Annotated in this window: 7 protein-coding genes; all 7 read left to right on the forward strand. The window is 30.9% G+C overall.

Annotation, left to right across the window (positions count from 1 at the left end; genetic code table 11):
- Positions 1-6: 6 nt before the first annotated feature.
- Positions 7-111, forward strand: coding sequence for a MoaD/ThiS family protein (locus VK998_RS12995; protein WP_414713561.1), 105 nt, complete (start codon positions 7-9; stop codon positions 109-111).
- 171 nt (positions 112-282) lie between these two features.
- Positions 283-1,194 carry a glycyl-radical enzyme activating protein gene (locus tag VK998_RS04400; protein WP_325225924.1) on the forward strand — a complete coding sequence of 304 codons (912 nt, stop codon included), beginning with the start codon at positions 283-285 and terminating at the stop codon, positions 1,192-1,194.
- Positions 1,195-1,249: 55 nt separating this feature from the next.
- Entirely contained in the window at positions 1,250-3,610 is a 2,361-nt protein-coding gene (hypD, locus tag VK998_RS04405) for a trans-4-hydroxy-L-proline dehydratase (protein WP_325225927.1), read from the forward strand.
- Between the two features lie 234 nt (positions 3,611-3,844).
- Entirely contained in the window at positions 3,845-5,242 is a 1,398-nt protein-coding gene (locus VK998_RS04410; protein ID WP_325225929.1) for a sigma-54 interaction domain-containing protein, read from the forward strand.
- A gap of 364 nt (positions 5,243-5,606) precedes the next feature.
- Positions 5,607-7,313 (forward strand): peptide ABC transporter substrate-binding protein, encoded by a 1,707-nt coding sequence (locus tag VK998_RS04415; protein WP_325225931.1) that lies wholly within the window; start codon positions 5,607-5,609, stop codon positions 7,311-7,313.
- 154 nt (positions 7,314-7,467) lie between these two features.
- Positions 7,468-8,403 (forward strand): ABC transporter permease, encoded by a 936-nt coding sequence (locus VK998_RS04420; RefSeq protein ID WP_325225932.1) that lies wholly within the window; start codon positions 7,468-7,470, stop codon positions 8,401-8,403.
- Positions 8,404-8,447: 44 nt separating this feature from the next.
- Positions 8,448-8,905, forward strand: a 458-nt coding sequence (locus tag VK998_RS04425) for an ABC transporter permease (protein WP_414713560.1), incomplete at its 3' end; no start/stop codon positions are given.

The following is an 8,905-nucleotide window of genomic DNA, read 5'->3' on the forward strand; positions in this document are numbered from 1 at the left end:
AGGATTATCGTTAGGATTAATGGAGAAGTAATAGAGAAGGAAGATTATACTAAAACTATAATTAAAAAGGGCGATCAGGTTCAATGTTTACATCTGATGGCAGGGGGCTAAATCCTAAAAGTAGTACTTTTACTAAAACAATTAAGCTTATAGTATCAAGATTGGTACTTAAGCTTAATTGTTTTTTCCAAAGATGACTTTTTCAGATGGGTTAAGATATAATGATATTTTGGCATAAAACTTGTATGTAATATATTATAAGAAAACATTTGGAGTATAGGGGTGATAATTATAGAAGGTAAAATATTCAATATACAGAAATATTCTATACATGATGGTCCAGGAATCAGAAATACAGTATTTATGATGGGTTGCCCATTAAGATGTTGGTGGTGTCATAATCCAGAAAGTCAAAGTATTAAGGAAAGATTAATGATATTTCCAAATAGGTGTATTGGTTGTATGGCTTGTATAGATGCTTGTACCCAAGGGGCTATTAGAGAAGTAAATGGTATTGTAGTTACAGACAAGAGTAAATGCACAAATTGTGGGGATTGTACTTTGGTATGCTATTCAGAGGCTAGACAGATGACTGGGAAAACCATGACTGTTGAAGAAGTAGCCAATGAAGTATTAAAAGATAGGCATTTTTTTGAAGAATCTGGTGGCGGGGTTACTTTTTCAGGAGGGGAGCCTTTGTTTCAAGTAGACTTTTTGACCGAATTATTAAAAGAGATGAAAGACAATAATATCCATACTACAGTAGATACTAGCGGCTTTACAACTAGAAAAAATTTAGAACAGATAAGCAAATATGTAGATTTGTTCTTATACGATTTGAAACATATGGATGGGATTAAACATGAAAAATATACTGGTGTAGATAACAAACTAATATTAGAGAATTTAAAATACTTACATGATTTAAATAAAGATATTATCATTAGAATACCTATAATACCAGGTATAAATAATCAAGAAAAGAGTTTGAAAGCATTCAGAGACTTTATTAAGACTTTACCTAATATTGGAAGGATAGATTTACTACCTTATCATAAGATTGGAGAAGAAAAGTATAATAGATTAGGTATTAAATACAAGATGTTAGATGTAGAAGAACCTAATGAAGATGAAATGGATTTTGCTCTTAAAATAATGGAAAGCACTAGGAAAAAGGTGCAAATAGGCGGTTAAGCCTATGTTCTAAGAAAGCATATCAGATGAGTAACATGAAAGGAGGAATATTTTTATGAATGAAAGAGTTAGAAAGTTGAGGAAAGAGAGCTTGGAAGCTGTTCCAAGAATTTCTTTAGAAAGGGCTCAGATTGTAACTGAAGCTTATAAAAAATATCAAGGAAAGGTTTCCATACCAGTACTTCGTGCTTTAACTTTTAAAGAATTATGTGAAAAGAAAACCATATGTATAAATGATGGAGAGTTGATAGTAGGAGAAAGGGGACCAGAACCTAAAGCTACAACAACATATCCTGAATTGTGTTGCCATACTATAGAGGATTTTAATACAATAGATGCTAGAGAAAAGGTATTTTTTAGGGTAGATGATGAGGCAAGAAAAGTTCAAAAAGAGGAGATAATACCTTATTGGCAAGAAAAATCTATGAGGGATTTACTGTTTAATCAGATGTCAGAAGAATGGAAAGATTGTTATAATGCAGGAATATTTACCGAATTTATGGAGCAAAGAGCACCTGGTCATACTGCTGGAGATAATAAAATTTTCAACAAAGGATTTTTGGAATTTAAAAGAGAAATAGGGGAAGAAATAGAAAAACTTGATTTTATTAATGATTTAGATGCTTATGATAAACAAGAACAACTTAAAGCCATGGTTATTACTTGCGATGCCATAATTACTTTTGGGAAGAGGTATGGAGAAGAAGCTGAAAGACTAGCTAAATTAGAAAAGGACCCTATTAGAGAAAAAGAGTTGCTTGAAATTGCAGAGGTATGTAACCATGTACCTGCAAATAAACCTAGAAATTTTAGGGAAGCCTTACAAATGTATTGGTTTGTTCATTTATCTGTAATTACAGAATTAAACACTTGGGATGCCTTTAGTCCTGGAAGATTAGATCAACATTTATACCCATTCTATAAACAAGATATAGAAGATGGGAGTTTGACTAGAGAAGAAGCAAAAGAATATTTACAACTTTTATGGATAAAGTTTAATAACCAACCAGCTCCTCCAAAAGTAGGAGTAACTTTGCAAGAAAGTGGAACTTATACAGATTTTGCACATATTTCTGTTGGTGGAGTAAAAACAGATGGTACTGATGGGGTAAATGAAGTTAGTTATTTAATATTAGAAGTAATTAAAGAAATGAAATTAGTACAACCAAGTACTAGTATTCAATTGAGTAAGAAGAACTCAGATAAATTTTTAAGGGTAGCAGTGGAAGTGATTAAAGATGGTTGGGGGCAACCTTCAATATTTAATACAGAAACTATAATTGAAGAAATGCTAAGAGTAGGTAAATCCTTAGAAGATGCCAGATGTGGTGGCACTAGTGGTTGTGTGGAAACAGGTGCTTTTGGTAAAGAAGCTTTTATATTAACTGGGTATGTAAACTTGGTAAAAATTTTAGAAATTACACTCAATAATGGGATAGACCCATTAACCAATAAGGTTGTTGGAATTAAAACCGATAATCCAATAGAATTTGAAAGTTTTGATCAGTTAATGGAAGCTTATGAAAAACAAGTAAATCATTTTATTGATATTAAAATAAAAGGAAACAACATTATTGAAAGATTATATCAAAAATATATGCCTTCACCATTTCTTTCAGTGATTACAGACGATTGCATAAAGAATGCTAAAGACTATAATGCAGGTGGAGCAAGGTATAATAGTATGTATATTCAAGGAGTAGGTACAGGTACTTTGACGGATAGTTTATCTGCCATAAAGTATCACGTATTTGATGAAAAGAATTTAGCAATGGAAAAATTATTAGAAGTAGTAAGAAAAAATTTCAAAGGAGAAGAAAGAATAAGGCAATTATTATTAAACAAGACTCCTAGGTATGGAAATGATCATGACTACGCAGATGATATAATGAAACAATTTTTTGCTATATTTTATAATGCTGTAGATGGTAGACCAAGTGTTAAAGGTGGAAAGTATAGGATAAATATGCTGCCTACAACATGTCACGTCTACTTTGGCCTAGTAACAGGGGCTACACCCGATGGTAGAAAGGCCTACGAACCTCAATCTGAAGGAATATCACCGGTTCAAGGTACAGATAGATTAGGACCTACAGCTGTAGTTAAATCAGCATCTAAAATGGATCATATAAAAACAGGAGGAACTTTATTAAATCAAAAATTTACACCTGATTTGATAAAAAATGAAATAGGCATAAAAAATCTAATGTATTTAATTAGAAGTTATTTTGGATTAGGAGGGCATCATATACAGTTTAATATTGTGTCGGCTGATTTACTAAGAAAAGCACAATTAAATCCTGAAGAGCATAAAGATTTAATTGTAAGAGTAGCTGGATATAGTGATTATTTTAATGACTTGAACGAAGGATTACAGAATGAAATTATAGCGAGAACAGAACATCAAAGCTTTTAGATATACTATGCTAAGGCAGGAATTTTCTTGCCTTATTTTTTGGGCAGAGAATTTATAAAGTTAATTTTGTTTTTAAGTATAATAATTTTACTAATTATTATACTTATCTGAGTGGACAAATATATAAGAATTATATATACTTATATAAAGTCAGATTATTTGAAAGATATCAAATAATCTGTTGACTGCAATAGTTATTAAAAGGATTTAAGAATCATATCGAGGTGGTGTGTAGTGGATTATAAAAGAATTCTAGAGCTGATGATAAAACATCTAGATGAGGGTGTGATAGTTGTAGATTCAAAACTAGATATACTATATTTCAACGAACCATCTACAAATATAACAGGATTTGATTCGAAAAAAGCAGTAGGGGAGAATTTATTTCATATTTTTCCTAATATAAGTAAAGATAATAGCACTTTTTGGGATGTAATAAGTACTGGCAAACCTATAATAGAGCATGTACAACAATACATAAATTGCCAAGGTAGAAATGTAACTATAGTAACATCTACAATACCTATAACTAATGGAAATAATATGTATGGTGCAATAGAAATATTTAAGGACATCACTCAAGTAATGGAATTGTCGGAAAAGGTATTGATGTTGCAGGAGACATTATATAATAAAAGACAAGATGAAAATAAATTTTTATCCAATGGTACCCAATATACATTAAGAGATATAATTGGTAATAGTACTCCTATGAAGAAATTGAAAGATAGAATTTGTAAAGTTGCATTTAGTAATTCTCCAGTATTTGTTTTTGGAGAAACTGGAACTGGAAAAGAATTAGTGGTTCAATCTATTCATAATTTATCGTATAGAAAAGATAAACCCTTTATAGCACAAAATTGTGGTGCATTACCAGAAAATCTTTTAGAAAGTATACTGTTTGGAACTATACAAGGTGGTTTTACCGGTGCCAAAGACAAGCAAGGGTTATTTGAATTAGCAGATGGAGGAACTTTGTTTTTAGATGAATTAAATTCTATGAGCTTAGAATTACAAGCAAAATTACTTAGAGTAATAGAAGATGGAGTGGTAAGAAGGCTTGGGGATACTACTACAAAAGTAGTGAATGTAAGGATTATAGCAGCTTCTAATATTGAACCTAAGAAATTACTGGAAGAAGGGAAACTTAGAGAGGATTTATACTATAGATTGAATGTAATATATTTGCATATTCCACCTCTTAGAGAACGAAGAGAGGATATACCTATTTTAGTGGATTATTTTATTCAATCTTGTAACAAAAAGATGCATATGTCTGTAAAAGGATTAGATAAAGAGGTTGCAATTAATTTTTATAATAATGACTGGTTAGGAAATGTAAGAGAATTGGAAAACACTATTGAATCAGCTATGAACTTTGTAGAAGGCGAATATATAACTATGAAGGATTTGCAAAATTACAATCTACCTTGTATGGGTGGATTAAAAAAGGAATTTAATGAGCCAATAAAGCAAGATGAATTAAGCCTTAAGGAATCAGTAGAGGAATATGAAAAACAGCTTATTAGAATTGCTTTAGAAGAAGCAGAGAATAATTGTGCAAAAGCAGCAAGAATATTAAAAGTTCCTAAACAGACTCTCCATGGAAAGATTAAAAGATACGATTTGTAATATGTGAAAAATGTAAAACTTAATAAATTTTTTGAGACTAAATCTCATTATTAGGACGAAGATGTACTAAAATTAGTACATCTTCTTTTTAAATTTTTGATACTTCTCTATATTTACAAGTCTGAATATTGGCAAGTTTATTGCAACAAATAGATTATAGATAGAATACATAGCTATTCTTAATATTAATAATAGCAATATTCTTAGATTAAGTTTGTACTGTTTCTCCTATTGATTTAGTTTAATCAAATACTCCCCCTTAAACTATTGATATAGGAGATACAAAATTTAAAATAAATATTTGTTTTAATAAGATATTTTTCAATTCTAAAACTTATTAAATAAGAAAGAAAGGTGTGGCAAAATGAAAAAAAGATTTATTGCATTAATAATGATTTTAATCCTATGTATAGGATTACTATCTGGGTGTGGAAAAGAACAAGGTACACCAGCAGGAGTTGAAAATGGAGAAGAAATAGAAGGAATGCAAAAAGAGCAAGTGTTTAGTTTTTCAACTTTAGATGAACCTACAGGTTTAAATCCAATAATTAATACTACTGAACCTGATTATAATGTACAGAGATTATTTTTAGAAGGATTAATAAATTATGTATCTGATGAATATGGAGTTGCTCAAATTAAACCAGGAGTTGCAGAAAAATGGGAAGTAAATGATGATGGTACAGTATATACTTTTCACATTAGGGAAGATGCTATATGGAATGATAATACTCCTATAGTTGCTGATGATTTTGTTTACACATTTAGAATGATGGCTACACCAGGGGTAGGTTCAACAAATGCTTGGTTATTTGACGATATAATACATAATTTTGCCGAAGCTCATTATGATGAAGGTGAACGTGCAGAAGATATAGGGGTAAAAGCAATTGATGAAAAGACTGTTGAATTTACATTGACTAAGCCTTGTGCTTATTTTGTTCAACTGCTAGATAGGGCAAAGCCTATTAGGCAAGATAAATATGAAGAGTGGGGTGAAGAATATGGTAGCTCTAAGGATAAAGTTGTAACCAATGGAATATTTAAAATTGAAGAATGGGAACCAAACGTAAAGATGATTTTTGTTAAAAGTGAAAATTATTGGGATGTAGAAAATGTTAAGCTAGAAAAAATCAATAGATATATTGTTGAAGAACCAGCAGCTTCAATTCAAGCATTATTGACTGGTCAAACAGACGTTGCTTCAACTAATGATCCAGACTGGCAAAAAGAAATTGAAGAGTTGGGGGACAAGTATCGGAAACTTGAAATAGTTGGAAATGCACCAGAGTTCTATGGATTTAATTGTTCGAATAAATATTTGAAAAATGAAAAAATAAGATTAGCTTTTTCGTTAGCTATTGATAGGGAGAAATATAATGAAGATTTAAATCATGGAGCATCTATACCACTATATTCATTAATTCCAGAAACTATAAATTGCGGTGATGACTTATATATAAACTTAATTGATGAAGAGCATAGAATTATAAAAAAACTACAAGAAGAGTATCCAGATCCTAAAGAGTTGCTAATAGAAGGATTGAAAGAAGAAAATTTTGATCCAGATCCTTCAAAAATGGAAATTAGATATGCAACGAGAGGTACTAGTGAATATTCTAAAAAGTCAGCAGAATGGTTATTACAAGAATGGAGAGAAAAACTAGGTGTTGAAATTATTATAGATATGATGGAATGGAATATTATGTGGGATAAGGTTGAAGAAGGAGACTATGACATTAGTACAGCTGGTTGGGGACCATATTATAATGATCCAAATGGATTGTTAGAAATATACCATCCTGAGAATGGTTATTTTGATAGTAAAAAATCTGGTTGGACAGATTCCGATGCAGCCAAATATAAAGAATTATTAAATAAAGCATCTATGAGTCCTGATAATAAAGAAAGAGCAAAACTATTTTTTGAAGCAGAGAAATTATTGGTGGGCAAAGGTCTAATTGCACCCACTTATCTTGGAACATCAACAACATATAAAACAAAACATGTAAAAGGATATTATACAAGTCCTCATGCTGCAACAGATTATAACAGAATATATATAGAATAACATTATAGATGTGATTTAAACAAGGGGGCGTTTTATAAATAGTTATTAAAAATAAACAAGGCATAATTGAAAAATATTATGTCTTGTTTATTAAATATTTAAAGATTATCTATTCTTATAAAACAATAAACAGATAATATGAAGGAGTGAAATAATGATAAAATTCATATTCAAACGAATAGGACTGGCTTTAATTACCTTGTTTGTTATTATTACTTTGACTTTCTTTTTGTTAGCAGGAGCACCAGGAGATCCTATTGCTGCTAAAGTGGAACAAATGCCTGAAAGGGCACAAGAGGTAATACGACAAAAATATGGACTAGATAAACCAGTTTTTGAAAGATATCTTATCTATATGAAAAATCTTATAACCACAGGAGATTTTGGAGAGTCCATTGTATATACAGGAAAATCTGCTAACGATGTTATTAGAGAAAATGCACCTATCTCAGCAAAAATTGGGATTATTGCATTAGCATTACAGTTTACTATTGGTATGGTACTAGGTTTAATATCAGCATTTAATAGAGAAAAAGTTAGCGATCATGTGATAAGAGTGTGTGTAGTTTTAGGTATTTGTATTCCCATTTTTGTATTTGCGGCATTGCTTCAATACTTTCTGGCATTTAAATGGAAACTAGTCCCTGTATTTGGTTGGGGTGAGCTAAAACACTATATTTTACCAGTAACAACGTATGCTATAGGAGGTATCGCTAGTTATACAAAGTATATGAGAAATAGTACTCTTTCTGTAATAGGGGAAGATTATATTGTGACCGCAAAAGCAAAGGGGTGTAAAAAGAAAAGGGTTATTAGAAAGCATGTACTGAGAAACTCTATGATTCCTATAGTTACTATGATTGGTCCTGCAGTTGCAAGTATATTTGGAGGGTCTTTTATAGTTGAAAGAATGTTTTCGATACCAGGGCTTGGTCGTTATTATGTAAAAGCTGTTAGTGATAATGATTATACTATGGTACTAGGACTTACCATATTTTTTGCTATGTTATATGTAGCTTCATTAATCGTTGTGGATATTATGTATGGGGTTGTAGATCCAAGAATTAGAATTGCAAAAGCCAAAGAATAGAATTTTTAAGGAATAAACATCTTAGGAGATAGGGAGGTAATGATATGGAAAATGTTAAAAGCAATATTAAATTAACTGATGATATGTTTGAAAGAATTGGTATCAATGAAGAACTTTCTGAACATTTAGAGAAACCTTCGCTTACATATTGGGGGGACGTATGGAGGAGATTTAAAGAAAATAAACTAGCTATTTTTGGATTAGTTTTATTATCTGTTATTGTTATAACTATAATTATAGGACCGACACTTTCAGGTAAAGATTATCAATATATTGATGCTTCGATAAAAGATCAGAAACCTAGTGCAGAACATTGGTTTGGTACAGATGATTTAGGACGAGATATTTTTACAAGGACATGCTATGGTGGAAGAATTTCTATACTTATTGGTATATTTTGTACAGCGGTTATGTTTGTTATAGGCTCTTTTTTAGGGGCTATAGCTGGATTAAAAGGGGGTTGGGTAGATAATTTCATAATGAGAATTGTTGAAATTGTTGG

The organism is Schnuerera sp. (assembly GCF_035459645.1).
In the GTDB taxonomy this organism is placed as follows: Bacteria; Bacillota; Clostridia; order Tissierellales; family Tepidimicrobiaceae; genus Schnuerera.

Coding starts and splice junctions, on each gene's coding strand:
- hypD (WP_325225927.1), top strand. CDS start 1,250: ATGAATGAAAGAGTTAGAAAGTTGAGGAAAGAGAGCTTGGAAGCTGTT.
- VK998_RS04415 (WP_325225931.1), top strand. CDS start 5,607: ATGAAAAAAAGATTTATTGCATTAATAATGATTTTAATCCTATGTATA.
- VK998_RS04420 (WP_325225932.1), top strand. CDS start 7,468: ATGATAAAATTCATATTCAAACGAATAGGACTGGCTTTAATTACCTTG.